This is a genomic window from Roseovarius salincola (genome assembly GCF_026891095.1).
Classification (GTDB): Bacteria; Pseudomonadota; Alphaproteobacteria; order Rhodobacterales; family Rhodobacteraceae; genus Roseovarius; species Roseovarius salincola.
In genome coordinates this window covers 26,261-49,254 of sequence record NZ_JAPTNL010000018.1, presented here as the reverse complement: position 1 = coordinate 49,254, position 22,994 = coordinate 26,261, and the positions used below count along the sequence as shown (strand labels likewise).

At 64.9% G+C, this 22,994-nt stretch carries 23 protein-coding genes and 1 tRNA gene; 12 read left to right on the top strand and 12 right to left on the bottom strand.

The window, feature by feature from the left end:
- Nucleotides 1-24: 24 nt before the first annotated feature.
- The 3 genes from pta to pdxR form a co-directional block, all read right to left on the bottom strand.
- Nucleotides 25-1,050, bottom strand: a complete 1,026-nt coding sequence (gene pta / locus N5A93_RS16330; protein ID WP_268956165.1) for a phosphate acetyltransferase — start codon at nucleotides 1,048-1,050, stop codon at nucleotides 25-27.
- Nucleotides 1,050-2,828: a sulfoacetaldehyde acetyltransferase gene (xsc, locus tag N5A93_RS16325; RefSeq protein ID WP_268956164.1), complete on the bottom strand. Its 1,779-nt coding sequence runs from the start codon at nucleotides 2,826-2,828 to the stop codon at nucleotides 1,050-1,052. Before xsc ends, pta begins: the two co-directional genes overlap by 1 nt.
- A 95-nt stretch (nucleotides 2,829-2,923) precedes the next feature.
- Nucleotides 2,924-4,399 carry a MocR-like pyridoxine biosynthesis transcription factor PdxR gene (gene pdxR / locus N5A93_RS16320; protein ID WP_268956163.1) on the bottom strand — a complete coding sequence of 492 codons (1,476 nt, stop codon included), beginning with the start codon at nucleotides 4,397-4,399 and terminating at the stop codon, nucleotides 2,924-2,926.
- Between the two features lie 182 nt (nucleotides 4,400-4,581).
- Here pdxR and N5A93_RS16315 point away from each other — a divergent pair, with 182 nt between their 5' ends.
- Nucleotides 4,582-4,929: an antibiotic biosynthesis monooxygenase family protein gene (locus N5A93_RS16315; RefSeq protein WP_268956162.1), complete on the top strand. Its 348-nt coding sequence runs from the start codon at nucleotides 4,582-4,584 to the stop codon at nucleotides 4,927-4,929.
- 174 nt (nucleotides 4,930-5,103) lie between these two features.
- Here N5A93_RS16315 and N5A93_RS16310 read toward each other — a convergent pair whose 3' ends face one another.
- Nucleotides 5,104-5,685, bottom strand: coding sequence for a HupE/UreJ family protein (locus N5A93_RS16310; protein WP_268956161.1), 582 nt, complete (start codon nucleotides 5,683-5,685; stop codon nucleotides 5,104-5,106).
- A gap of 179 nt (nucleotides 5,686-5,864) precedes the next feature.
- The gene (locus tag N5A93_RS16305) at nucleotides 5,865-7,247 is read right to left on the bottom strand and encodes an aminotransferase family protein (protein ID WP_328407032.1); all 1,383 of its coding nucleotides are present in this window, start codon (nucleotides 7,245-7,247) and stop codon (nucleotides 5,865-5,867) included.
- A 409-nt stretch (nucleotides 7,248-7,656) separates the two neighbouring features.
- Between N5A93_RS16305 and N5A93_RS16300 the strand changes: the two genes are divergently transcribed.
- The 3 genes from N5A93_RS16300 to N5A93_RS16290 all read left to right on the top strand — a co-directional run bounded on the left by N5A93_RS16300 (nucleotide 7,657) and on the right by N5A93_RS16290 (nucleotide 10,827).
- The gene (locus tag N5A93_RS16300) at nucleotides 7,657-8,655 is read left to right on the top strand and encodes a taurine ABC transporter substrate-binding protein (RefSeq protein WP_268956159.1); all 999 of its coding nucleotides are present in this window, start codon (nucleotides 7,657-7,659) and stop codon (nucleotides 8,653-8,655) included.
- A gap of 100 nt (nucleotides 8,656-8,755) precedes the next feature.
- Complete coding sequence (locus tag N5A93_RS16295) at nucleotides 8,756-9,562, top strand: taurine ABC transporter ATP-binding protein (RefSeq protein ID WP_268956158.1); 807 nt, start codon at nucleotides 8,756-8,758, stop codon at nucleotides 9,560-9,562.
- Complete coding sequence (locus N5A93_RS16290; protein ID WP_268956157.1) at nucleotides 9,562-10,827, top strand: ABC transporter permease subunit; 1,266 nt, start codon at nucleotides 9,562-9,564, stop codon at nucleotides 10,825-10,827. Before N5A93_RS16295 ends, N5A93_RS16290 begins: the two co-directional genes overlap by 1 nt.
- Nucleotides 10,828-10,924: 97 nt before the next feature.
- Here the strand turns inward: N5A93_RS16290 and N5A93_RS16285 are convergent, their stop codons facing one another.
- Nucleotides 10,925-11,368, bottom strand: a complete 444-nt coding sequence (locus N5A93_RS16285; RefSeq protein WP_268956156.1) for an Lrp/AsnC family transcriptional regulator — start codon at nucleotides 11,366-11,368, stop codon at nucleotides 10,925-10,927.
- Between the two features lie 82 nt (nucleotides 11,369-11,450).
- Between N5A93_RS16285 and N5A93_RS16280 the strand changes: the two genes are divergently transcribed.
- The 3 genes from N5A93_RS16280 to N5A93_RS16270 all read left to right on the top strand — a co-directional run bounded on the left by N5A93_RS16280 (nucleotide 11,451) and on the right by N5A93_RS16270 (nucleotide 13,933).
- The gene (locus N5A93_RS16280) at nucleotides 11,451-12,053 is read left to right on the top strand and encodes a LysE family translocator (RefSeq protein ID WP_268956155.1); all 603 of its coding nucleotides are present in this window, start codon (nucleotides 11,451-11,453) and stop codon (nucleotides 12,051-12,053) included.
- Nucleotides 12,054-12,062: 9 nt separating this feature from the next.
- Nucleotides 12,063-12,692 carry a hypothetical protein gene (locus tag N5A93_RS16275; protein ID WP_268956154.1) on the top strand — a complete coding sequence of 210 codons (630 nt, stop codon included), beginning with the start codon at nucleotides 12,063-12,065 and terminating at the stop codon, nucleotides 12,690-12,692.
- 278 nt (nucleotides 12,693-12,970) lie between these two features.
- Nucleotides 12,971-13,933: an acetyl-CoA carboxylase carboxyltransferase subunit alpha gene (locus N5A93_RS16270; RefSeq protein WP_268956153.1), complete on the top strand. Its 963-nt coding sequence runs from the start codon at nucleotides 12,971-12,973 to the stop codon at nucleotides 13,931-13,933.
- 27 nt (nucleotides 13,934-13,960) lie between these two features.
- Here N5A93_RS16270 and N5A93_RS16265 read toward each other — a convergent pair whose 3' ends face one another.
- From N5A93_RS16265 to N5A93_RS16255, 3 genes are all read right to left on the bottom strand, one after another.
- Nucleotides 13,961-15,133, bottom strand: coding sequence for a cation:proton antiporter (locus tag N5A93_RS16265; RefSeq protein ID WP_268956152.1), 1,173 nt, complete (start codon nucleotides 15,131-15,133; stop codon nucleotides 13,961-13,963).
- Between the two features lie 6 nt (nucleotides 15,134-15,139).
- Nucleotides 15,140-15,787, bottom strand: coding sequence for a GntR family transcriptional regulator (locus N5A93_RS16260; protein WP_328406997.1), 648 nt, complete (start codon nucleotides 15,785-15,787; stop codon nucleotides 15,140-15,142).
- Between the two features lie 61 nt (nucleotides 15,788-15,848).
- The gene (locus N5A93_RS16255; RefSeq protein WP_268956151.1) at nucleotides 15,849-16,541 is read right to left on the bottom strand and encodes a M48 family metallopeptidase; all 693 of its coding nucleotides are present in this window, start codon (nucleotides 16,539-16,541) and stop codon (nucleotides 15,849-15,851) included.
- Between the two features lie 116 nt (nucleotides 16,542-16,657).
- Between N5A93_RS16255 and N5A93_RS16250 the strand changes: the two genes are divergently transcribed.
- Both N5A93_RS16250 and N5A93_RS16245 read left to right on the top strand, forming a co-directional pair.
- The gene (locus N5A93_RS16250; protein ID WP_268956150.1) at nucleotides 16,658-16,981 is read left to right on the top strand and encodes a TIGR02300 family protein; all 324 of its coding nucleotides are present in this window, start codon (nucleotides 16,658-16,660) and stop codon (nucleotides 16,979-16,981) included.
- A gap of 86 nt (nucleotides 16,982-17,067) precedes the next feature.
- Nucleotides 17,068-17,143: transfer RNA gene (locus tag N5A93_RS16245), tRNA-Ala, on the top strand.
- 217 nt (nucleotides 17,144-17,360) lie between these two features.
- Here the strand turns inward: N5A93_RS16245 and N5A93_RS16240 are convergent.
- On the bottom strand, nucleotides 17,361-17,783 hold the full coding sequence (locus tag N5A93_RS16240; RefSeq protein WP_268956149.1) for a MerR family transcriptional regulator: 423 nt from the start codon (nucleotides 17,781-17,783) through the stop codon (nucleotides 17,361-17,363).
- Nucleotides 17,784-17,855: 72 nt separating this feature from the next.
- On the opposite strand from N5A93_RS16240, the gene N5A93_RS16235 reads away from it, so the two are divergent.
- Complete coding sequence (locus N5A93_RS16235; RefSeq protein WP_268956148.1) at nucleotides 17,856-18,500, top strand: cation efflux transmembrane domain-containing protein; 645 nt, start codon at nucleotides 17,856-17,858, stop codon at nucleotides 18,498-18,500.
- A 267-nt stretch (nucleotides 18,501-18,767) separates the two neighbouring features.
- On the opposite strand, the gene N5A93_RS16230 is transcribed toward N5A93_RS16235, so the two are convergent.
- Nucleotides 18,768-20,804 (bottom strand): oxidoreductase, encoded by a 2,037-nt coding sequence (locus N5A93_RS16230; RefSeq protein WP_268956147.1) that lies wholly within the window; start codon nucleotides 20,802-20,804, stop codon nucleotides 18,768-18,770.
- A 99-nt stretch (nucleotides 20,805-20,903) separates the two neighbouring features.
- Between N5A93_RS16230 and N5A93_RS16225 the strand changes: the two genes are divergently transcribed.
- Nucleotides 20,904-21,587 carry a TetR/AcrR family transcriptional regulator gene (locus tag N5A93_RS16225; protein ID WP_268956146.1) on the top strand — a complete coding sequence of 228 codons (684 nt, stop codon included), beginning with the start codon at nucleotides 20,904-20,906 and terminating at the stop codon, nucleotides 21,585-21,587.
- On the opposite strand, the gene map is transcribed toward N5A93_RS16225, so the two are convergent.
- Entirely contained in the window at nucleotides 21,584-22,426 is an 843-nt protein-coding gene (gene map, locus N5A93_RS16220) for a type I methionyl aminopeptidase (RefSeq protein WP_372920988.1), read from the bottom strand. The two genes, N5A93_RS16225 and map, sit on opposite strands and share 4 nt — an antisense overlap.
- Nucleotides 22,427-22,590: 164 nt before the next feature.
- On the opposite strand from map, the gene N5A93_RS16215 reads away from it, so the two are divergent.
- Entirely contained in the window at nucleotides 22,591-22,983 is a 393-nt protein-coding gene (locus N5A93_RS16215) for a DUF2946 family protein (protein ID WP_268956144.1), read from the top strand.
- Nucleotides 22,984-22,994 lie beyond the last annotated feature (11 nt).

Here is a 22,994-nt window from a genome sequence, read left to right as displayed (position 1 = left end):
GGATCTCTGCCCCGGTTTTCCGGATCAGGCGCGGGCCTGCAATACGGTCACGGCGATCATTTCGGTCACATCCTGCGCGACACAGCCGCGCGAAAGGTCATTGGCGGGCTTTGCCAAACCCTGAAGAATGGGCCCGATGGCAGCATATCCACCCAGTCTCTGAGTGATCTTGTAGCCGATATTCCCGGCGTCGAGATTGGGGAAGATCATAACATTTGCCTGCCCGGCCACGTCCGAACCCGGCGCTTTGGAGGCCGCGACCGAGGGTACGAAAGCGGCATCGAACTGCAACTCCCCGTCGGCCTGCAATTCGGGATGGCTGTCCTTGAGGTGCTTCAGCGCATCGGTGACCTTGGTCACGCTGGCATGGCGCGCACTACCCATGGTGGAAAAGGACAGCATAGCGATTTTCGGCTCCTGACGCATCAGCGCGCGGCAGGACGCGGCCGAACTCGCGGCGATGGCGGCCAGTTCCTCGGGCGAGGGGTCGATGACCAGCCCGCAATCGGAGTAAAGCATGGCACGCGCGTCGCCTGCGGCGTGTTCGGGCGGATACATCAGGAAGAAACTCGACACCATCGCAGCGCCCGATGCCTTGCCGATGACCTGGAGGGCACTGCGAACGACATCTGGCGTGGTCGCCACGGCCCCGCCCACGGTGCCTGCGGCATGGCCCTGGCGCACCAGCATCGCGGCATAGACCAAGGGGCTTTGAACCGCCTTTCGCGCGGCGGCCTCATCGAGCCCCTTGTGGCGGCGCAGATCGTGGTATGCGGCGGTGAAATCATCAATCAGCGGCGAAGTTGCGGGATCGTGAATCTCGATCCCGTCGCCAACCTTCGCACCCTCGGCGGCCAGCGCGGCGCGCACGTCCGCGTTGTCGCCCACAAGGATGATCTCGGCGATTCCCGCCTCGCGCGCCGCCAGCGCCCCGGCCACGACGCGCGGATCGCTGCCTTCGCTCAAGGCGATCTTCGCCGCCGGGGCCGGGCCTTGCGCAAGAGCAAGGGCGACCGGCCTCGGCGTGGTTGCGTCGGGCGCGTCTGCCATCAAACCTTCTGAGGCTTCATGTCGTTCTTGTCGATTCCGGCGACCTGAACGGGCTTCTTCATGGCGTCGCGGCGGAAGGGTTCGCCGAGCTCCTGATTGATCATGGCCTCGATGAGGGTGGTCTTGCCATTCTCCATCTGGTCCTTGATCGCCTGGTTCAGCGCGTCGGTCAGCTCTTCCATGGTGCGTGCGACCACGCCCTTGAGCCCGCAGGCCTTTGCGATCCCGGCATAGCTCACTTCCTGATCCAGCTCGGTGCCGACGAAGTTGTCATCGAACCATAGGGTCGAGTTGCGCTTTTCGGCGCCCCACTGGTAGTTGCGGAACACGATCTGCGTCACCGCGGGCCATTCGCTGCGCCCGATCGCCGTCAGCTCGTTCACCGCGATGCCGAAGGCGCCGTCACCGGCAAAGCCCACGACCGGCACGTCCGGACAGCCGATCTTGGCGCCGACGATTGCCGGCAGGCCATAGCCACAGGGTCCGAACAGACCCGGCGCCAGGTATTTGCGGCCCACCTCGAAAGAGGGATAGGCGTTGCCGATGGCGCAGTTGTTGCCGATGTCCGAGCTGATGATAGCCTCGCGCGGCAATGCGGACTGGATCGCGCGCCACGCCATGCGCGGGCTCATCCAATCGGGCTTGTCGGCGCGGGCGCGCTCGTTCCAGCTGGTGCCGGGGTCGTCTTCCTCGTGATCCATGCTGCTGAGCTGCTGCGCCCAGCGGGACTTGGTTTCGGCGATCTTCGCCTTGCGGGCGTCGCGCCCCTCGTCGCCAGCCGTGTCCGAAAGCTGCGACAGGATCCCCTTGGCCACCTTGGCCGCATCGCCGACGATACCGACCTCGACCTTCTTGGTCAGGCCGATCCTGTCGGGGTTGATGTCGACTTGGATGATCCTGGCATCCTTGGGCCAGTATTCCATGCCATAGCCGGGCAGCGTCGAGAACGGATTGAGACGCGTGCCAAGGCACAGCACCACATCCGCCTGCGAGATCAGCTCCATCCCGGCCTTTGACCCGTTATAGCCCAGAGGCCCCGCGAACAGAGGGTGCGAGCCGGGGAAGGCGTCGTTATGCTGGTATCCCACGCAAACAGGCGCATCCAGCCGCTCGGCCAGCGTCTTGCTGGCCTCGATACCGCCATCGGACAGAACCACGCCTGCGCCGTTCAGGATGACCGGATTCTTGGCTTCCGATATCAACTTTGCGGCCCGCGCCACCGAATCCTCGCCACCCGGCGAGCGCTCGAACTCCAGCGCATCGGGCAGCTCGATATCGACCACCTGTGTCCAGTAGTCGCGCGGAAGGTTGATCTGGGCCGGACCCGACAGGCGCTTGGCCTGCGAGATCACCCGCGCCAGAACCTCGGCCACGCGGCTTGGATCGCGCACCTCTTCCTGATAGGCGACCATGTCCTGGAACAGGGCCATCTGCTCGACCTCCTGGAAACCACCCTGGCCGATCGTCTTGTTGGCCGCCTGCGGCGTCACCAGCAAGAGCGGCGTGTGGTTCCAATATGCGGTCTTCACGGCGGTCACGAAATTGGTGATGCCGGGGCCGTTCTGCGCGATCATCATCGACATCTTGCCGGTCGCACGGGTGTAGCCATCGGCCATCATCCCGGCGCTGCCTTCATGCGCGCAGTCCCAGAACGTGATCCCCGCCTCCGGAAACAGATCCGAAATCGGCATCATCGCCGATCCGATGATTCCGAAAGCATGTTCAATCCCGTGTCTTTGGAGCGTCTTCACAAAAGCTTCTTCTGTCGTCATTTTCATCGGAGTTCTCCTGAGCAAATGGGGATCTTTGGGTGGCGGTTTGGGAGGAAAATAGGCTGGGGAGAAGATGGGCAGTAGGGCCAGAATGGCCGCCATCATAGGGCCAGTCGGCGCAGATGGGCCAGTTCTTCGGAGAGGATCGCGATTCCGTCGGGGATGCGTTCGGAGGGGATCGAGGAATAGGCCAGCCGGTAATAGTTGCGCGGCGCCGCGGGGCCGCGAAAGAATGGCTGTCCGGGTTCGATCAGCACCGAGCGCGCGCGCAGCCTCTCGTCCAGCGCGGATGTATCGACGCCATCGGGCGCGCGCATCCAGATCGACGAGCCGCCGAACACGCCGCGCCCTTCGACGTCCAGTCCGTGATCGGCAAGCGCCTGTTCCATTACCTGCCTGCGGCGCGAGAAAACCTGCCCCATCCGCCGGATCAGGCTGTCGTAATGGCCGAGGCTCAGAAAATAGGCCGCCGTGCGCTGGATATGGCCTGGCGGGTGGCGCAGCACGCTGGCGCGCAGCGCGCGGCATTCGCGGATGAACTGGCGCGAGCCCACCAGATAACCCAGCCGCAGCCCCGGAAAGATCGACTTGGAGAAGCTGCCCACATAGATCACCCGCCCATCGGTATCGAGCGATTTCAGGGCCGGCAGGGGCGAGCGCAGAAACGAGATTTCGAACTCGTAATCGTCCTCGACAATGAGCGCGTCCATCTCGCGCGCCTTCTCCAGAAGCGCCTTGCGGCGGGCCATCGGCATGGTCGCGTTGGTCGGCGCCTGGTGGCTGGGCGTGGTGAAGATCACATCGGCGTAGCGTGGCAGATCGGCGGGCGGCAGCCCGTCGCGGTCCACGTCGACCGAGGCGAGATAGCAGCGCGATTGCATGAGGATATCGCGCAGCGCGTGATAGCAGGGTTCTTCGATGGCGGCGGTGCGCCTTTGCGTCAGCAGGACCTGAGCGGTCAGCCAAAGCGCGTTCTGCGCGCCCATGGTCACAAGGATCTCGTCGGGCTGGGCCAGGATGCCGCGACGGGGCAGGGTGTGGCGCAGGATGAACTCGATCAGCTTGGGGTCGTCCTGATCGTAGTAATCTGTGGTCAGCGCCTGAAAGTCCTTTTGCCCAAGGGCCTGAAGCGCACAGTGCCGCCAGTTGGCATGATCGAAAAGCGACGGATCGGTCTGCCCGAAGACAAAGGGATAGCGGTAGCGCGACCAGTCCTGCGGCTTCTCTGGCGTGTTGCCGCCGGTAAAGCGCCGCCCCAATGCGCGCGACCAGTCGATGGTATCCCGCCCCGGTGCGCGGGCGTCGAACTCGGGCGGCTCGGGTGCGTTCTGCGAGACGAAATAACCGGATCGGTCGCGCGCCTCGAGATAGTCGCTGGCCTGCAATTCGGTGTAGGCCAGCGTGACGGTGATCCGGCTGACGCCCAGATGGCGCGCCAGCTTGCGCGAGCTTGGCAGTTTCTCGCCCTTGCGGAACCGGCCCGAAAGGATGCCCTCGGCGATCATCTGCTGGATCTTCGCCTGAAGCGTGCCTTCGGCATCGGGATTGAGAAAGAAGGTTTCGACTGAAATTCCCATGACGTCAGGATAGGCTGGACTTATTCCGGAGGCAATCTGGTCTTATGCACGCAAGACATGTATTTGCGCCCGCGCCGCGCGCGTCATGCGTGCGCGGCGGTCGCTGCCGGGGATGCGCGGGGGCTTGAATGGTGCGCCTTGCCGGGGGATGGTCAGGCCGAGCGCAGAACAGGAGGGATGCCATGATCGCCGTGATATTCGAGGTCGAACCCGCAGAGGGCCAGCAGGAACCTTACCTGGACATGGCCGCAAAGATGCGCCCGCTGGCCGAACAGGTCGAAGGTTTCATCAGCGTCGAACGCTTTCAGAGTCTGACCACCCCCGGCAAGCTCTTGTCGCTGAGCTTCTGGGAGGATGAGGCGGCGGTGGAACGCTGGCGTCAGCTGGAGGCGCACAGGGGCGCGCAGAAGGCCGGGCGCAACGTGATGTTCGCGGATTACCGGCTGCGGGTGGTCAGCGTGATCCGGGATTACGGAAAGCATGAGCGCGACGAGGCGCCCGAGGACAGCCGCGCGGTGCATGATGGTTGAGGGGCCGCGCGAATCGGTGATATCGTTCTGATTAACAAGCGAAACCCGTGATCGGCGTCGCATCGGTCCAACGTCGGTATCGTGTCGGTATCGCGGAGCGGAATCGGGGTGGTTAACGGGGCGCGCGCTGGTGGCGCGCCCCGAAACGTCGAGGAATGGTTAACGACAGGGCATTCAGCCGAGGGCGATCAGCGCCCCGGTACAGCCGGTAGCGGCGCCCATCGCGCGCAGCACCAGGCCGGACCCATTCCTCAGCGCGCGGGCAAAGAGCAGCGCGACCGCCAGCCCGACCAGATGCAGCCCCGCCGTCGCCAGCGCGAAACCCGCGCCGAATTGCACCGCCGCCGCGCTGCCCAGCTCGCCGCCATGGGCATGACCGTGAAACAGCGCCAATGCGCCGACAAGGGCCATCGCCCAGCCAGCCGAGGGGCGCAGCGCCAGCGCGACCACAAGGCCCAGCAACATGATCGACGCGAGGATCATCGGCTCGACAAGAGGCAGGGGCATTCCGGCCAGCGCCAGCCCGAAACCGGCCAGCATCGCGCCGACAAAGGCGGTGGGCACCTGCCACAGCGCGCGCCCGCCGATCTGTGCCGCCCAGAGGCCGACCGCGATCATCGCCAGCACGTGATCGAGCCCGAAGAGCGGATGCGTGACCCCGGCCATGAACGAGCCGTATTCGCCGGGCGGCAGGTGGGCCGCGGCGGGCGATGCGGCTAGGGAAAGGGCGAGGATAAGGGGAAGTTTCGGTTTCATGTGGCTCCTGTTCATCTGGTCAGCCGGCGCCTCGGGATGAGTCGCGCCTGTCTGCGAGAGAGCCAGCCCCGGCGCGGGGGTGCAAGGCGAAACCGCGCCGAAGATCACATTGCCCCGGACATAAAAAACCCCGGCATGCGAAGATGCCGGGGAGTGGGGAAAAATCCGGCTGTGGGAGTTCAGCCGAAGACCTTGGTCAGCGCCTTGTCGGTCGCCTCGATGATCTGGTCGATATCGTCCTTGCGCGCGATCAGCGCGGGCGAATAGCACAGCGTGTTGTTGAAACCGGGGATCGAGCGGTTGGTCGCGCCGATCACCACGCCTTGCGCCATGCAGTCGCCGACGACCGCCTGCACCTGTTTCTCGGGCACGGGGTCCTTGCTGGTGCGGTCGGCGACCAGCTCGGCGCCAAGGAACAGGCCCTTGCCGCGCACGTCGCCGATGACCTCGTGCTTGTCCTTGAGCGCGCTCAGCTGGTCCAGCATGTAATCGCCCATCGCCAAGGTGTTTTCGAGCAGGCCCTCTTCCTCGATGATGGCCATGTTCTCCAGCGCCGCCGCCGGACCGGCGGTGCAGCCGCCGAAGGTCGAGATGTCGCGGAAGTAATCCATCGGATCGCTGGCGTCTTCCTTGAACATGTCGAAGACTTTTTCGTTGGTCACGCAGCAGGCGATCGCCGCATAGCCCGAGGCGACGCCCTTGGCCATGGTCACGAAATCGGGTTCGACGCCGTAATGCTGGTAGCCGAACCATGTGCCGGTGCGCCCGACGCCGCAGACGACCTCGTCGATATGCAGCAGGATGTCGTATTTGCGGCAGATCTCCTGCACACGCGGCCAGTAGCCCGGCGGCGGGGCGATGACGCCGCCACCCGCCGTCACGGGCTCGAGGCAGAGCGCGCCGACGGTGTCGGGGCCTTCGGCCAGGATCACTTCCTCGATGGCGTCGGCGGCGCGCTGGCCGTATTCCTCGCCGGAAAGATCCCATTGGGCGCGGTATTCAAGGCAATGGGGCACGCGCACGAAGCCCGGCGTGAAGGGGCCGTATTGGGCGTTTCGCTCGTCCTGGCCGCCGGCCGACAGGGCGGCGATGGTGGTGCCGTGATAGTCGCGCTCGCGGTACAGGATCTTGTGCTTCTTGCCGCCGTAACGCTTATGCGCGATCTGGCGGACCATCTTGAAGGCCTTCTCGTTCGCCTCGGAACCCGAGTTGGTATAGTAGACGCGGCTCATGCCGGGCATTTTCGAGATCAGCTTTTCGGAGAACAGCGCGCCGGGCACCGAACCCGCGGAGCCAGCGAAATAGTTCAGCTTGATCAGCTGATCGCGCACGGCATTGGCGATTCGCTCGCGGCCATAGCCCACGTTGACCGTCCAGACGCCACCCGAGACGGCGTCGATATGTTCCTTGCCGTGCTGGTCCCAGACGCGCATGCCGCGCCCCTCGACGATGATCCGGGGCTCGCCGGTTTCAAAGGGCTTGTGCTGCGTCAGGTGATGCCAGACATGCGCGCGATCGGCTTCGACGATCTTTTCGATGTCGTTGGGCAGGTTTCCGTCCATCATGAGATGCTCCATCAGGCTGGACCGGCGGGGCCTGGGCCGCATGTCGCGCTCGGGCCGGGGCCGGTTTGATCGAATTTCCGCAATTGAGCCTTGAATCCGGTACTTCGGATAGGGCCAGTTGGCACCTTTGACTATTGCCAAAAAAACCGGCGAGGAAAAGCCCCGCCGTTTACATGTGCGCAAACGCGCCAAATATTCATGCACCTTCCCCAAATGGCCGTTTCATGAAAGCCGAAATCCTTGACTGAGAGGCACAAAAGCGTTGATCGGAATCCAAAATTCGGCTCCGATAAGCGGGCAATGAAGATTGCACAACGGTGGGACAACTGCTGATGTCGCAAAAGCGGCCTTGCGCCGGGTGGCCCGGACAGGATGAAAAAAGAAAACCAACGGGAGAGAATTTCACATGAAAATCAAGACGAAACTGATGTCGGCCGTGGCCGGGACGGCGATGCTGGCGGGGGCCGGCGCGGCCAATGCGCAGGAGCTGACGGTCGGCTACTTCCTCGAATGGCCGATGCCGTTCCAATACGCCAAGGTTCAGGGCACCTATGACGAGGCGCTGGGCATGACGGTGAACTGGCGCGCCTTCGATACCGGCACGGCGATGAGCGCGGCGATGGCCAGCGGCGATGTGCAGCTTTCGGTCAGCCAGGGCGTGCCGCCCTTCGTGGTCGCCACCAGCGCCGGGCAGGATCTTCAGGTGGTCGATGTGGCCGTGTCCTATTCGGACAACGACAACTGCGTCGTCGCCGAGGCGCTGGAGATCGACAAGGACAGTGCCGGTGAACTGGTCGGCAAGAAGGTGGCGGTGCCGCTGGGCACGGCGGCGCATTACGGCTTCCTGAAGCAGATGAATCATTTCGGTGTCGATGTCGGCTCGCTCGATGTGGTCAACATGGCCCCGCCCGAAGGCGCGGCGGCGATCGCGCAGGGCGCGGTCGCCATGTTCTGCGGCTGGGGCGGCAGCCTGCGGCGCGCCAAGGAGCATGGCAACGTGCTGCTCACCGGCGCCGAAAAGGAGGAACTGGGCATTCTTGTCTTCGACGTGACCAGCGGCCCGTCGGATTTCATCGCCGAGAACCCCGATGTGGTGGCGGCGTTCCTCAAGGTGACGGGCGATGCCAACGCGATGTGGGCCGATCCGGCCAACCGCGACGAGATGCTGCCGGTCATCGCCAAGGATAGCGGCATGGATGTCGAGGCCACCGCGGCCACGATCGACACCTTCGTCTTCCCCTCGGTCGAAGAGCAGCTGACGGCCAAGTGGCTGGGCGGCGGCGCGCAGGAGTTCATGAAGGGTGTCGCGGATGTTTTCGTGGAGGCCGGCAGCATCGACGCCGCGCTCGACAGCTATGAAAGCAACGTGAATGTCGGGCCGCTGGAACAGGCAGCCGGCCAGTAATCGACCATCCCTGAGCGAGCGCGGATCCGGGCCTTACTGCGTCCGGGTCCGCGCCAATTGAGACCTCAGCAACCAGATCAACAACCAGAACGGGGGCGGGATGTCGACGCTATCCATCGAAAATATATCGATGCGTTTCGATCTGCCGGGGGGCGGCCATGTGCAGGCTCTCAAGGATGTAACGCTTGAACTGCAAAGCGGGGAGCTTCTGAGCGTGCTTGGCCCGTCGGGCTGTGGCAAGACCACCCTGCTCAACATCCTGGCGGGGTTCCTGGCTCCGACAGAGGGGCGGATCATGCTGGATGACCATCAGGTCAAGGGACCGGATGCCGAACGCGGCATGGTGTTCCAGCAGGGCGCGCTGTTCGAGTGGATGAGCGTGCGCGACAATGTCAGTTTCGGGCCGCGTATGGCCGGGCGGAGCAAGGCGGAATACATGGATTCGGTCAATCACCTGCTCGAGGTGGTGGGGCTGAAGGATTTCAAGGACAAGGCGGTTTACGAGCTGTCGGGCGGGATGCAGCAGCGCGTGGCGCTGGCGCGATGCCTGGCCAACGACCCCGACGTGATCCTGATGGACGAGCCGCTTGGCGCGCTCGATGCGCTGACGCGCGAAAAGATGCAGGGGCTGGTGCTGAAACTCTGGAAGGAGACCGGCAAGACCATCATCCTGATCACCCATTCGGTGGAAGAGGCGCTTTTGCTGGGTGAACGCCTGCTGGTGATGGCGCCGCGACCGGGGCGCATTCACAAGGAATACCGCCTGCCATTCGCCGATGAAGGCGTCGGCAAGGACCTGCGCGAGGTCAAGAAGAACCCCGAGTTCGGTGAGAAACGCGAAGAGATCCTGTCGATGATCTGGGACATGGAAGAAGAGATCATGGGCCGCACCGAGGAGACCGCCTGATGACTCTTCTGATCATATATGTCCTTGTTTTCGTTCTGTCCTTCTTCATCGTGCGCAAGCTGTTGCGCGGGGTGATGCAGCGCAATGATTTCATTTCGCTCAAGACAGTGACCTTCGGCGACGAAAGCGCGGTGCGCCCGGATCGCTGGGCCAGTGTCATCTCGGTGGTGACGATCTTTCTCTTGTGGGGGGCGTTCACCGGCAGCAACTGGGTGCCGATCCATGCGCCCGGCCCCTTCGTGGGGGATACGCAGTTCACCTATACGCTGGAGGCCCCGGACGGGTCGCGCGACGATGCGACGGTTCATGCGCGTGTCTCCAGGGCGGGCGAAAGCGTCGAGGACCCCGAGATCGAACCGGGGGAGGGTTTCGCCAAGAATGACGCGATCACCGTGGGCGCGTGGCGCTCGGAGTTGTTGTTGATGGACAAGAACGACGAGGTGAAGCGCAGCGAGGGTGCCAAGGTGGTGGCGATTGATGGTCAGCCCGTCGCGCCCGGCGATACCGTTAGCGTCGCCGACGGCCAGGTGGCGATCACCTCGAAGGGCTCGCTGAATTTCAGCCCCGCCAAGGGGATGCAGATGGAGCCGATCTGGCTGCCCGCCCCGGAGGCGGTGGTTGCCCGTGTCGGCGAGATCGCAAGCCAGGGCTATCAGAACTTCACCCTCTGGGAGCATCTCTACTGGTCGCTGTTCCGGGTGATCGTGGGGTTCTTCTTTGGCGCGCTGGTGGGCATTCCGCTGGGCTATGCGATGGGGCTGAGCGACTGGTTCCGCGGCTGGTTCGATCCGATCGTGGAATTCATGCGCCCCGTGCCGCCGCTGGCGCTGATCCCGCTGGTGATCATCTGGGCAGGGATTGGCGAGACCGGCAAAGTCATTCTCCTGTTCCTGGCGGCGCTCTGGATCATGACCATATCGGCGCGTGCAGGCGTGTCGGGCGTGGCGATCTCCAAGGTGCATGCCGCCTATTCGCTGGGCGCCAGCAAGTGGCAATTGATGCGCTACGTGATCATGCCCAACTCCCTGCCCGAGATATTCACCGGGGCCAGGGTGGCGATGGGGGTCTGCTGGGGCACGGTGGTGGCCGCCGAACTGGTGGCCGCCGAAAAGGGCGCGGGCATGATGATCATGGTCGCGAGCCGGTTTCAGCTGACCGATATCGTGATCATGGGGATCATCCTGATCGGCATCATCGGCTACGGTATCGACATCCTGATGCGCAAGGCCGAAAAATGGCTGGTGCCCTGGAAAGGCCGGATCTAGGGGGGCGCTGCCCCCCGTCGCGCCGGGGCGCGACTCCCCCCGGGATATTTTCGGAACAGAAGAAGGGGCCGGGTTTCGTCCGGCCCTTCTCATGTGATCAGGCGCGTTCGTCCTTGGGCGAGCCCATGACCACATAGGAGGTGATGGCGTTCACCTGCGGCAAGGTTCCCAGCACATCGGTATGGAAGCTTTTGTAGGCGGCGAGGTCGGCGGCCTCGACCCGCAGGAGATATTCCACCGCGCCGGTGATATTGTGGCATTCCACCACTTCGGGCGCGCGGGACATGGCGCGTTCGAAGGCTTCCTGGCTGGCCTTGGTGTGGGCGTTGAGCCCCACCGTGACATAGGCGGTGAAGCCGACGCCGAGCGCGGCGCGGTCAAGCACCGCGCGATAGCCCGCGATCACGCCCGAGCGCTCCAGCGCGGCGACCCGGCGCAGGCAGGCCGAGGGCGACAGCCCGACGCGGTCGGCCAGTTCGAGGTTGCTGATGCGTCCGTCGCGGGAAACTTCGCGCAATATATGGTCGTCTATACTGTCCATGGAGGCGAATTATTGCACAATAATTGGACAGGCGCAAAAGAACGCAATTCAAATGCGCGTATGGGCGCATAGGGTTGCGAACATGACACTGGAATTGTTCTCTGCGCTGGTCGCATTCGCCTTCGTCACGGTCATCACACCGGGGCCCAACAACCTGATGCTGATGGTGTCGGGGGCCAATTTCGGATTCCGGCGCTCGGTGCCGCATATGCTGGGGATCGGACTCGGGTTTCCGGCGATGGTGGCGCTGGTGGGGGTCGGGGTGATGCAGGTGTTTGACCTCTGGCCCGCAAGCTATGCGATTCTGCGGGTGCTGAGCGTGGTTTACCTGTTGTATCTTGCCTGGAAGATCGCCAATGCCGCACCGCCCAGCGAGGTGCAGGCGGGCGGGCGGCCCTTGACCTTCCTGCAATCGGCGGCGTTTCAGTGGGTCAATCCCAAGGCCTGGTCGATGGCGCTTTCGGCGATCACGCTTTATGCGGCGAGCCGTGATCTCATGGCGGTGATGTGGGTGGCGGGAACCTATGTGGCCGTGTCCGGGATCAGCACGACAAGCTGGACGGTGCTGGGCCAGCAGATGCGGCGGCTGTTGAAGAACCCCGCGCGGCTGAGGGCGTTCAACTGGGTGATGGCGGCCTTGCTGGTGGCGACGCTGATCCCCGTGCTATGGGCCGGGCAGGGCTGAGGGGGCGCGATGACACTGACATTGTTGCACACGGCGGCGCTGCATTGCGCGGCGTTCGATGCGCTGCGCGACCGGATCGCGCCGGATGCGGTGCTGCGCCATGTGGTGCGTCCCGACTGGCTGGAGCGCGCCAGGGGCGGCACGCCGCCGGATGTGGCGCAGGAGATCGCCGAGGCGGTGGGCGCGGCAGGCGGGCCGGTCTTGTGCAGTTGCACCACGATCGGCGCGGCGGCGGAGGAAGCCGGCGCGATGCGGATCGACTGGCCGATGATGCGGGCGGCGGCGCGGCTGGGCGGTGGGGTGATGCTGGCCTTTGCGGCCGATAGCACCGCAGGGCCGAGCCGCGCGCTGCTTGAGAGCGCGATGAGGGCCGAAGGCGGGGCCGCGCGGGTTCACATGCTGTCGCTCACGGCGTTCTGGCCGCTGTTTCTGGCGGGCGAGCACGAGGCCTTCGAGGCGGCCATTGCCGGTGCGATCCGCGATGCGGCGCCGGATGTCGCGGGGCTGGGCGCGGTGGTGCTGGCGCAGGCCTCGATGGCGGGGGCTGCGCGGCGCCTGGGTGATCTGGGGGTGCCGGTGCTGGCCTCGCCGGAACTGGCGCTGCGCGCGGCGCTGGAGGTGGCGCGCCCGTCGGCTTGATCTGGATCAAGGATTACATTCCCGATTTGGCATGTAATGCATTGGGGCGCCATGAAGCCCACGCGAATTCATACGGATCACCGGTGCACGGCCCTTTCAGAACTGCCGCGCCGGGACAGAGGCAATCGCCCGGTTGTGTCGGGGTATTGCGTTTCCTTCAACTTACAGCCCCGCGCCAATGGCCGGGGCTGTCTTTTCTCATGGGCATGACTGTGCGATATGATTGCAAACCGGCGTCCGCGCGGCCATATATCGCCGCGTCAACCTTGGAGTGTGCGATGACCAATTACCTCGACTTCGAAAAGCCGCTGGCGGAAATCGAAGGCAAGGCAGAAGAGCTGCGCGCCATGGCCCGCGCGGGCGACGGCGTGGATGTCGAGGAGGAGGCCGGCGCGCTGGACCGCAAGGCCGACGCGATGCTGCGCGATCTCTACAAGAACCTCACGCCCTGGCGCAAATGCCAGGTGGCGCGCCATCCCGACCGGCCGCATTGCCGCGACTATATCAAGGCGCTGTTCAGCGAATACACGCCCTTGGCTGGCGACCGCAACTTTGCCGACGATCACGCGGTAATGGGCGGGCTGGCGCGTCTGGACGGGCGCCCGCTGATGGTGATCGGCCATGAGAAGGGCAATGACACCAAATCCCGGATCGAGCGCAATTTCGGCATGGCCCGGCCCGAAGGCTATCGCAAGGCGATTCGTCTGATGGAGATGGCCGACAAGTTCGGCCTGCCGGTGGTGTCGCTGGTCGACACGCCGGGCGCCTATCCCGGCAAGGGCGCCGAGGAACGCGGCCAGTCCGAGGCGATCGCGCGCTCAACGGAAAAATGCCTTCAGATCGGCGTGCCGCTGGTCAGCGTGATCATCGGCGAGGGCGGCTCGGGCGGTGCGGTGGCCTTTGCCACGGCCAACCGGCTGGCGATGCTGGAGCATTCGATCTATTCGGTGATCAGTCCCGAAGGCTGTGCGTCGATCCTGTGGAAGGATGCCGAGAAGATGCGCGAGGCCGCCGAGGCGCTGCGCCTGACGGCGCAGGACCTGACCCGGCTGGGCGTTGCCGACCGGGTGATCGAAGAGCCGCTGGGCGGCGCGCATCGCGCCCGTGAAAAGACCATTGCCAGCGTCGGCAAGGCGATTGAATCCATGCTGAGCGAGCTGGACGGCAAAAGCCCCGGGAAGCTGGTGCAGGACCGGCGCGACAAGTTTCTCAACATGGGCTCCAAGGGTCTGGCCGCCTGAAGCGCGGCGGCGCTTGCGGCGGGGCGGTCAGGGCGCGTCGCGGCGGCCCTGAACGCGCCGGATCGCCCAGAGGGTCGCGACCGGGCCGATCAGTTCGAATATCACGGTGGTGGCGATGGTCAGGCTGAGGACCATGTCGGCATGCTCGGGAAACTGGCGCGCGGCGACCAGCGCCATGCCCACCGCCACCCCCGCCTGAGGCAAAAGCGCGATGCCGTACCAGGGCCGCTCTGCGGGCGAGGCCCCGGCCAGCGCGCCGCCCAGCCAGCCCCCCGCCAGCCGCGCCATGATCCGCAGCACGACATAGGCCAGCCCGATCACGCCCAGTTGTGCCACCACGCCGATTTTCAGCGACGCGCCCGCCAGCAGGAAGAACAGGATCATGAACGGCCATTGCACATGTTCGATCTCGTGGAAGGCGCGATCGTGGTGGCGGGCGAAATTGGCGATGACCGCGCCCGCCGTCATGCCCGCCAGCAGAAAGGACACATCCGCCCAGATCGACAGTCCGGCGGTCAGGAAGACGATGCCCAACCCTTCGGTCAGCATCGGCTCGCCGCGCCGCAAGCGCCCGGTCAGACAGGCCGAGGGCAGCCCGATCGCCGCGCCAAGCGCCAGCGCGCCGCCGATCTCCCATGCGGCGTCGCGCAGAAGGTGGGGCGCGGGGTCGCCGCCAAGGCCAAGCGCCAGCACCACCACCACCGAAAAGACCATCACGCCCCAGGCGTCGTCGATGGCGACGATCCCCCTGAGCTGATCGACGAACGGCCCCTTGAGGCCGCTTTGGCGGATCGTGTCCTGAGTGGCGGCGGGGGCGGTTGCCGTGGCGATGGCGCCCAGAACCAGCGCAACCGCCAGCGGCAGTCCCAAAAGCCAAAGCCCCAGCCCGACGGTGGCGACCGTCACCAGCACGATCATCGCCGAAACCGACAGGATCACGCGGCCATGGCGCACGAGGTTCTTGCGCGTCAGCGCGTTGCCCAGCACGAAGGCCACCATCGTCAGCGCCGTTACTGACAGGAATTCATAAAGCGCCTGAACCTGTGGCGGTATAAGGTCGAAGCCCGAACCGCCCACCGCGATGCCACAGGCCAGCAGCAACGTCACCCGCGGCAGCCTTGTGCGCCGCCCGATGGTATCCGCCGCCAGCCCGACAAGGAACAGCGCGCCAAGAGCGATCAGCAGGGTGGGCAGGTCCATGGCCGTTCAGGTCACCAGCATCCGCAGGCCCTGGGTCACGTCCGAGCGCACCGCGAGGCGCAGCCCCGGTTCATCCCCGGCCTTGAGGGCGCTGATGATCAGGCGGTGATAATGCGGCGGGTCCTTGCGGCGCAGCCGCCCGTAAAGCGCGCGCATGGTCGGCCCCAGTTGCAGCCAGACGGTTTCGGCCATGGCCAGCATCGCGGGCGTCTGGGCGCGCAGGTAAAGCGTGCGGTGGAATTCCAGGTTGCGGCGGATATAGGCCACGGCATCCTGGCGGGCGATATCCTCGGCAATGCGCGAATTGATGCTTTGCAGCCGTTCGATCAGGGCGATGTGGGCGCGCGGCAGGGCGCGGCTGGCCAGTTCCACCTCGAGCAGGGCGCGCAGGGCGACCAGTTCCTCGATCCGCTCATTGCTCAGCTCCGGGGTCGAAACCCGCCCCGAGCTGGAAATCGTCAGCGCGCCTTCGGCCGAGAGGCGGCGCACGGCCTCACGCGCGGGGGTCATCGACACGTCGAATTCCGCGCCGATGCCGCGCAGGGTCAGGGCCAGCCCGGGGGCCAGTTCGCCATGCATGATTCGCCCGCGCAGCCCGCGATAGACGCGGTCATGGGCCGACGGGGCCGGATCGGGGCGCGGATTGAGCAGCATTCCTCTTTTGTGATCACGAAACCCGCCAAGGTCAATCGCTCAAATGGGCAGGCGGTGCGGCTCAGGCGTCAAAGCGATAGCGGTGCAGCCCGGTGCCATGCTCGCGCAGCCAGTGTCGCGGCGTCTCGTAGCCGGGGCAGAGCCGCGCGACCACGGCCCAGAAAGCGGGAGAGTGGTTCATCTCGGCCAGATGCGCCACCTCATGCGCGGCGACGTAATCCAGCACCTCGGGCGCGGCCATGACCAGCCGCCAGGAATACATGAGCCCGCCGCCGCTTGAGCAGGACCCCCAGCGCGATCGCGTGTCGCGCAGCGTGAGCCGCGCATAGGGCCGCCCCAGCGCCGCCGCGTGGCGATCCGAGGCCGCCGCAAGGCGGTCGCGCGCCAGATCCTTGAGCCAGGCCCTGAGCCGCGCCGGGGCCGCGTCGGCGGGGCCGGGCACGGCGATGTCGTCGCCATCAAGCACGATTCGCCTCCCCGGGCCGGGTACGATTCGCAGCAGGCGCCCCTCAACCGGGATCTGTGCCCCCGGTGCCACCTGCACCGTTTGCGGGCGCGCCTCGAGCTGCGCGCGCAGCCAGTCTTCCTTGGTGCGGGCGAAATCCAGCGCCTCGCCCTCGCGCACGCCGCGCGGCAAGGTCAGCGTGACCCGCCCGTCAAGACGCGACACGCGCAGCGAAATCCGCCGCGCGCGTGGCGAGCGGCGCAGCGTCAGCGCCAGAGGGGGGTTGCCCGGCAGGATGTGGTGGCCCATATGCCCTCCTGATCGACGGTATGCACGGGGCTGCTTAAAGCCTTTGACACCTTTGTCGCGTTATGGCAGGTGGCGCTGACCGTCGACAAGACAGAAAGAGCCAAAGGGGATCACCCATGCCCAAGGAAGAATGGGGCGTCAAACGCGTTTGCCCGACCACCGGAAAACGGTTCTACGACCTGAACAAGAACCCGATCGTAAGCCCCTATACGGGCGAGGTCGTCGAGATGGACACCGGCAAGAGCCGGTCGATCACCGCCGATGAGGAAGACGCCGAAACCAAGAAGATGAAGTCCGCTGAAACCGGCAACGACAGCGAAGTGCTGGAAGATGACGAAGTCGATGTGGACCTCGGGGATGACGTTCTGGACGATGACGACGAGGACAGCGTGTCGCTCGACGAGATCGCCGACGTCTCGACCGAAGACAACGAAAGCTGAACGCGAAAAGGCGGGATTTTCCACTTGATCCCGCCTGCCGCTTTGCCTAGATAGCGGCGAATGACGGGCCAGTCGGCCCGCAGGATGGGGCCTTAGCTCAGCTGGGAGAGCGCTTGCATGGCATGCAAGAGGTCAGGGGTTCGATCCCCCTAGGCTCCACCAATTCCTTACAGATCAATATGATAGATGAATACTAGAGCGGTGTGACACACAGGTGTGACACAAGATGAAGCTGCATGCGTATTCGAGCAGATCACGACACGGCCTGTTTTACGTCCGCTGGCCGCTACCGGCACCGGGCCGAGATCCGACAGGCGGGACAATGTGGCCAGGAATGGAACAAGGAATGATCTGATCCCGAATATGGGTGCTGTTCTCGTCACATGTCCGCGGCTTGACCGGGCGACAGGGCGTCAATGATACAGCAGCTCGAGATCGTGCCGCCACCTTGGCAGGATGCGGAGATGCTGCGCAGCTCTTTGGCCAGGCGGGTCAGATCCGCGATCTTGCGCTCGACTTCGGCAAGGTGACTGGCGGCCATGCGATCGACATCGTCACAGGGTCGCTCCGCATCGGAAGACAGGTCGAGCAGCGCGCGGATCTGGTCAAGCGGGAAGCCGAGCGCCCGACAGCGTCGGATGAAGTGCAGCCGGTCGAGTGTTTCGCCCGTGTAGGTACGATAGTTGCTTGCGCTGCGCTCCGGTTCCGGCAGCAGGCCGATCTTTTCATAGTAGCGGATGGTGACGACCTTGGTGCCGGTCTCCCGGGCGAGATCGCCGATCTTCAGCGTGCGAACCGTCATGAATCCCCTTGACCCTATAGTGGCTATAGGCCCCAGTCTAGCGCGCGAACGCCATAACCGCGAGTCGGGATCATGCCCTGCTACAGCGATGATACCTGTTCCTCCCGGGCCGCTGCGCCGGGCCGCTACCGCGCGATCCTGTGGATCGTGTTGACGATCAACGCCGCGATGTTCCTCGTCGAGATCGTGGCCGGGCTTGCCGCTGGCTCTGCTGCGCTTCAGGCGGATGCGCTCGACTTCTTCGCCGACGCCGCGAACTACGGCATCAGCCTTTTCGTGCTGGGTCTAGGGCTGCATTGGCGTGCCCGCGCCGCCTTGGTCAAGGGTGCCTCGATGGGGCTTTTCGGCCTGTGGGTGGTCGGCAATGTCATCTGGCATGCTCTGACGGGAACGGTGCCATCCTGGGGCGCAATGGGGGCGGTCGGGATCGCCGCGCTGATCGCGAACATGGCTTGCCTCGGGTTGCTCTATGCTTGGCGCGATGGCGATGCGAACATGCGCTCGGTCTGGATTTGCTCGCGCAACGACGTGGTGGCGAACCTTGCGGTACTGGCTGCGGCTCTGGGTGTATTCGGGACCGGCACCGGCTGGCCAGACATCACCGTGGCGGGCATCATGGCTGTGCTGGCGATTCAGGGCGCTGAGACGATCATCCGTCAGGCGCGTCGCGAATTGCGGATACCCGTCCCGCAAGTCGGCGATCCTGTCCTGCGCTGACCGACACCGGTCGACTGTTCCGGGGCGGCAGTTCGTCGACCCGGCCATTTCCGGTTGCGCCGATGGCCGCCATGCTCTGTGAGAAGCGCCATTGTAGCATCCATGGTGAAACCCCTTCCTGATCAAGGCTGCGGGAGCCGATCTCAGATCGGGACCCGGCGCGTCAGGTGGTGGCGCAACATTGGTCAAGGCCGGGGGGCCAGCCCCCCGGACCCCCCGAGGTATTTCAGGCCAGATGAAGGGCGGGGTTTGGTGGTGGTGCTGGTGTCACACCGCCTTCAGCAGGCGAAGGGCGTCGTAGATCGCAGCATGGGTGTTGCGCGATGAGACCGCGTCACCGATGCGGAAGAGCTGGAAGCCGCCCTCGGGGTTGCGGGTGATCGTCTGGGGCGTGCCCGCGATCAGCGCGTCGTAATCGACCTCGCCGTGATTGGATGACTGCGGGCGCAGGTCGAAATAGAGATCGTCGAGCGGCCGTGTGCCGTAATTGACCACGATCTGATCGACATGGCGCTGGCGCGTCACGGAATCGTAATCGCTGCCGATCTCGGCGCGCAATCGGTTGCCGTCGCGATGCGCCGCCAGAAGGCGCCAGGTGACGGTGAAGGTGGTATCCAGCTTTTGCAGCGCGCGCATGTAAGGGGTCAGCGACATGCCCATGACCTCGGGCGAAAAGCTGCGGTCGGGGGTCATGATCTCGACCTTGCCACCGGCTTCGGCGATGAGCTGCGCGGCCTGAAGGGCGGCATTGTCGCCCGCCTCGTCATGGATCAGCACGTTCTGCCCCGGCTGCGCGTCGCCCGAGAGGATATCCCAGGCCGAGACCACAAGCTCGTTGCCCGCGCGCAGCATGTCGGTATGGGGCAGCCCGCCGGTGGCGATCACCGCCACATTGGGCGCGTCGGCAATCACTGTGCCGGCCTCGGCGAGGGCGTTGAAGTGAAAGCGCACGCCCAGGCGCTCGCATTCGGCCATGCGCCAGTCGATGATCGAGATCATCTCGCGGCGGCGCGCCGATTGCGCCGACAGGCGGATCTGCCCGCCGGGATCGTTGGCGGCCTCGTATACGACCACGTCATGGCCGCGTTCGGCGGCGACGCGCGCGGCCTCCATGCCCGCCGGTCCCGCGCCCACGATCACCACGCGCTTGCGCCTGTCCGCTGCGGGAATCACATGCGGCTGGCTCAGCTCGCGCCCGGTTGCCGGGTTGTGGATGCACAGCGCCGCGCCCCCCTGATAGATCCGGTCGAGGCAGTAATTCGCGCCCACGCAGGGGCGGATGCGATCCTCTTCTCCGGCCATCACCTTGCGGATGATATGGGGTTCGGTGATGTGGGCGCGGGTCATGCCGACCATGTCGAGCTTGCCGCTTTCGATGGCGTGGCGCGCGGTGGCCACATCGGGGATGCGCGCGGCGTGAAATACCGGCACCTGCACCTGGGCGCGGATCTCGCCGGCGAAATCCAGATGCGGCGCGCTGCGCATCCCCTGCACCGGGATCACGTCGGTGAGGGCGGCGTCGGTCTCGATATGGCCACGGATCACGTTGAGAAAATCCACGAAGCCGCTGGCCTTGAGCCGCCGGGTTATCTCGAGCCCATCATTGCGGGTGATGCCGTTTTCAAGCTGCTCGTCGGCCACATAGCGCATCCCGACGATGAAATCCGGGCCGACCCGGTCGCGGATCGCCCCCAGCACCTCGAAGGCAAAGCGCATCCGGTTGTCCAGATCGCCGCCATAGGGCGCATCGAGATCGTTGAGCCGGGGCGACCAGAACGCATCCATGAAATGCCCGTAGGATTCCAGCTCGATCCCGTCGAGCCCGGCCGCCTGCATGCGTTCGGCGGCATCGGCGTAATCGGTGACGATCCGGGCGATGTCCCATTCCTCGACCTTCTTGGGAAAGGCGCGATGCGCGGGTTCGCGTTCATGTCCCGGTGCAAGGGAAGGCAGCCAGTCGCCCTTGTCCCAGCGGGTGCGCCAGCCCAGATGCGTGAGCTGGATCATCACCGCGCAATCATGGTCGTGGCATTCGTCGGTGAGTTTCTTCATCCAGCCGACCACCTCGTCCTTATAGGCGAGGATGTTGTTGAAGGCGGGCGGGCTGTCCCTTGAGACGACAGCCGACCCGGCGGTCATGGTCAGCGCCACGCCGCCGCGCGCGCGCTCGGCGTGATAGGCGCGATAGGCGTCCTTGGGCAGGCCGTCTTCGGCATAGGCCGGTTCATGCGCCGAGATCAGCACGCGGTTCTTCAAGGTCAGATGCTTGAGCTTGTAGGGCTGAAGCAGGGGATCGCTGGACATCGGCTGGCCTCCCGAATCTGGGGTTGTCCGGTGGAGGTTGAAAAAACTATACACTCATGTCAAGTATAACGACATGAGTGTATATTTCCTGCGGGGCGAATGGCCCGCTGTCAGGCGGGGGGTGCGATGAGTGCGGGCAAGGAGAGTGGCTGGCGCGGCTCGCGCGAGGTCTGGCTGGAGGCGGCGCTTGGCGCGCTGATCGGGCGCGGAGTGGACGCGGTCAAGATCCAGCCGCTTGCCAGCGGGCTGGGCCTGTCGCGCACCAGTTTCTATTGGTTCTTCAAGGATCGCGCCGATCTTCTGGAGGCGTTGCTGGATCACTGGGAGGCCACCAATACCCAAGGCCTGCTGGCCGCCGCGCAGGCCTATGGCGCCAGTGCCAACGAGGCGGTGCTGAACGTGATCGCCTGTTTCATCGACGAGACCTGTTTCGATCCCCAGCTGGAATTCGCCATTCGCGGCTGGGCGCTGCAGTCGCGTGCGGTGATGGCGCGGCTCAAGGATGCCGATACGCGCCGCATCAATGCCTTGCAGGCGATGCTGGAGGGGCACGGCTATGACCCGCAGGACGCCCATGTGCGCGTCAGCACGCTTTATCACGGGCAGATCGGCTATATCTCGATGCAGGTGCGCGAGACCCTCGACACGCGGCTCGAGCGGGTGCCGTTCTATGCGCGCATCTATACCGGAACGCCCGCGAGCGATGCGGAAATGGCGCGTTTCCTGGCGCGGTTCCACCACCCGGCGGGGCAGGGCGGGCAGGCGCCGGGCGCGTCCGCCTAGCCGGTGGTCCAGGTCGGGTGGAAGCGGCCTGCGGGCGAGAGGGTGAAGATCTCGCAGCCATCCGACGTGACGCCTATGGAATGCTCGAACTGCGCCGAAAGCGACTTGTCGCGCGTCACGGCTGTCCAGTCATCGGCCAGCACCTTGGTTTCGGGACGCCCGAGATTCACCATCGGTTCGATGGTGAAGAACATGCCTTCTTCCAGCACCGGGCCGGTGCCTTCGCGGCCATAATGCAGCACGTTGGGGGGCGAATGGAACACACGTCCCAGCCCATGCCCGCAGAAATCGCGCACGACCGACATGCGGTTGCCTTCGACGAAGGTCTGGATGGCGTGGCCGATATCGCCGAAGGTATTGCCGGGTTTCACGGCCTCGATCCCCTTCATCAGCGAATCATGCGTCACCTCGATCAGCCGCTCGGCCTTGCGGTTCAGCTTGCCGGCGACGAACATGCGGCTGGTGTCGCCGAACCAGCCATCCACGATCACGGTCACGTCGATATTCAGGATATCGCCGTCCTTCAGCTTCTTGTCGCCGGGGATGCCGTGACAGACCACGTGGTTGACGCTGATGCAGCTGGCGTGCTGATAGCCCTTGTAGCCGATGGTCGCCGATTTCGCGCCGGCTTTATTGACCTTGTCTTCGATCAGCGCGTCGATCGCGCCGGTGGTCTGGCCGGGATGGATGTGGTCGGCCACCTCGTCGAGAATGCGCGCCGCCAGTTCCCCGGCCTTGTGCATCCCTGCGAAATCCGCGCGTTCATGAATGCGGATTCCGTCGCGGGTCAGTCTGCCGTTGTGTTTGTCCTTCACGAGAGCCTTCCAGAAATTCACCATATCGGGGTTCTATGTATGGCGTTTTGGCCCAAAGGACCAGAGGGGCCGGTGACGGGCAACGCCATGATCCGTCCCGTCTGGCGGTGAAATGTCGCACATGAACTTCACAGAAGCGTGATCTTTTCGATTGCCACAGGGTTGGGGATCGTTTCAGTTGACTGGCGATGAAGCACCGCATCCGGAACCGGGCCTCCTTGGCGGGGCTGTTGTCGCTGATCCTGTCGGCCCTCTTGGCCGTGCAGGTGGCGACGGCGTTTCTGCCGCCGCTCGGTGCATCGGCGTCGGCGGCGCTGCAAATGGTGATCTGCACGGCCGATGGCGTGCAGGAAATCACCATGCCCGGCGACGCGGGCGACAGCGACGACGCGCCCGGCCATATGGCGGGGCATTGCCCGCTCTGTATCGTATCGGTCACGCTTGTCACCGACAGCTTCACGCGCCCCGCCGCGCGCCCCGCGCCGCGCGCCCTGCGCTATCGGATTGCCGAGAGTGCCATCGCGCCGCGCGCCCGCACGCGCGATGGCTACGCCATTCGCGCGCCTCCTTCCATCGTCTGAGCCGACAGCAC

What these genes read in the sequence shown, in the direction of transcription:
- N5A93_RS16225 (WP_268956146.1), top strand. Translation starts at nt 20,904, where the DNA reads ATGGCCCGCTGTCAGGCGGGGGGTGCGATGAGTGCGGGCAAGGAGAGT.
- N5A93_RS16300 (WP_268956159.1), top strand. Translation starts at nt 7,657, where the DNA reads ATGAAAATCAAGACGAAACTGATGTCGGCCGTGGCCGGGACGGCGATG.
- pdxR (WP_268956163.1), bottom strand. Translation starts at nt 4,399, where the DNA reads ATGGGAATTTCAGTCGAAACCTTCTTTCTCAATCCCGATGCCGAAGGC.
- N5A93_RS16295 (WP_268956158.1), top strand. Translation starts at nt 8,756, where the DNA reads ATGTCGACGCTATCCATCGAAAATATATCGATGCGTTTCGATCTGCCG.
- N5A93_RS16270 (WP_268956153.1), top strand. Translation starts at nt 12,971, where the DNA reads ATGACCAATTACCTCGACTTCGAAAAGCCGCTGGCGGAAATCGAAGGC.
- N5A93_RS16290 (WP_268956157.1), top strand. Translation starts at nt 9,562, where the DNA reads ATGACTCTTCTGATCATATATGTCCTTGTTTTCGTTCTGTCCTTCTTC.
- N5A93_RS16215 (WP_268956144.1), top strand. Translation starts at nt 22,591, where the DNA reads ATGAAGCACCGCATCCGGAACCGGGCCTCCTTGGCGGGGCTGTTGTCG.
- map (WP_372920988.1), bottom strand. Translation starts at nt 22,426, where the DNA reads ATGGTGAATTTCTGGAAGGCTCTCGTGAAGGACAAACACAACGGCAGA.
- pta (WP_268956165.1), bottom strand. Translation starts at nt 1,050, where the DNA reads ATGGCAGACGCGCCCGACGCAACCACGCCGAGGCCGGTCGCCCTTGCT.
- N5A93_RS16265 (WP_268956152.1), bottom strand. Translation starts at nt 15,133, where the DNA reads ATGGACCTGCCCACCCTGCTGATCGCTCTTGGCGCGCTGTTCCTTGTC.
- N5A93_RS16310 (WP_268956161.1), bottom strand. Translation starts at nt 5,685, where the DNA reads ATGAAACCGAAACTTCCCCTTATCCTCGCCCTTTCCCTAGCCGCATCG.
- N5A93_RS16305 (WP_328407032.1), bottom strand. Translation starts at nt 7,247, where the DNA reads ATGGACGGAAACCTGCCCAACGACATCGAAAAGATCGTCGAAGCCGAT.
- xsc (WP_268956164.1), bottom strand. Translation starts at nt 2,828, where the DNA reads ATGAAAATGACGACAGAAGAAGCTTTTGTGAAGACGCTCCAAAGACAC.
- N5A93_RS16255 (WP_268956151.1), bottom strand. Translation starts at nt 16,541, where the DNA reads ATGGGCCACCACATCCTGCCGGGCAACCCCCCTCTGGCGCTGACGCTG.
- N5A93_RS16275 (WP_268956154.1), top strand. Translation starts at nt 12,063, where the DNA reads ATGACACTGACATTGTTGCACACGGCGGCGCTGCATTGCGCGGCGTTC.
- N5A93_RS16250 (WP_268956150.1), top strand. Translation starts at nt 16,658, where the DNA reads ATGCCCAAGGAAGAATGGGGCGTCAAACGCGTTTGCCCGACCACCGGA.
- N5A93_RS16230 (WP_268956147.1), bottom strand. Translation starts at nt 20,804, where the DNA reads ATGTCCAGCGATCCCCTGCTTCAGCCCTACAAGCTCAAGCATCTGACC.
- N5A93_RS16280 (WP_268956155.1), top strand. Translation starts at nt 11,451, where the DNA reads ATGACACTGGAATTGTTCTCTGCGCTGGTCGCATTCGCCTTCGTCACG.
- N5A93_RS16285 (WP_268956156.1), bottom strand. Translation starts at nt 11,368, where the DNA reads ATGGACAGTATAGACGACCATATATTGCGCGAAGTTTCCCGCGACGGA.
- N5A93_RS16315 (WP_268956162.1), top strand. Translation starts at nt 4,582, where the DNA reads ATGATCGCCGTGATATTCGAGGTCGAACCCGCAGAGGGCCAGCAGGAA.
- N5A93_RS16260 (WP_328406997.1), bottom strand. Translation starts at nt 15,787, where the DNA reads ATGCTGCTCAATCCGCGCCCCGATCCGGCCCCGTCGGCCCATGACCGC.
- N5A93_RS16240 (WP_268956149.1), bottom strand. Translation starts at nt 17,783, where the DNA reads ATGACGGTTCGCACGCTGAAGATCGGCGATCTCGCCCGGGAGACCGGC.
- N5A93_RS16235 (WP_268956148.1), top strand. Translation starts at nt 17,856, where the DNA reads ATGCCCTGCTACAGCGATGATACCTGTTCCTCCCGGGCCGCTGCGCCG.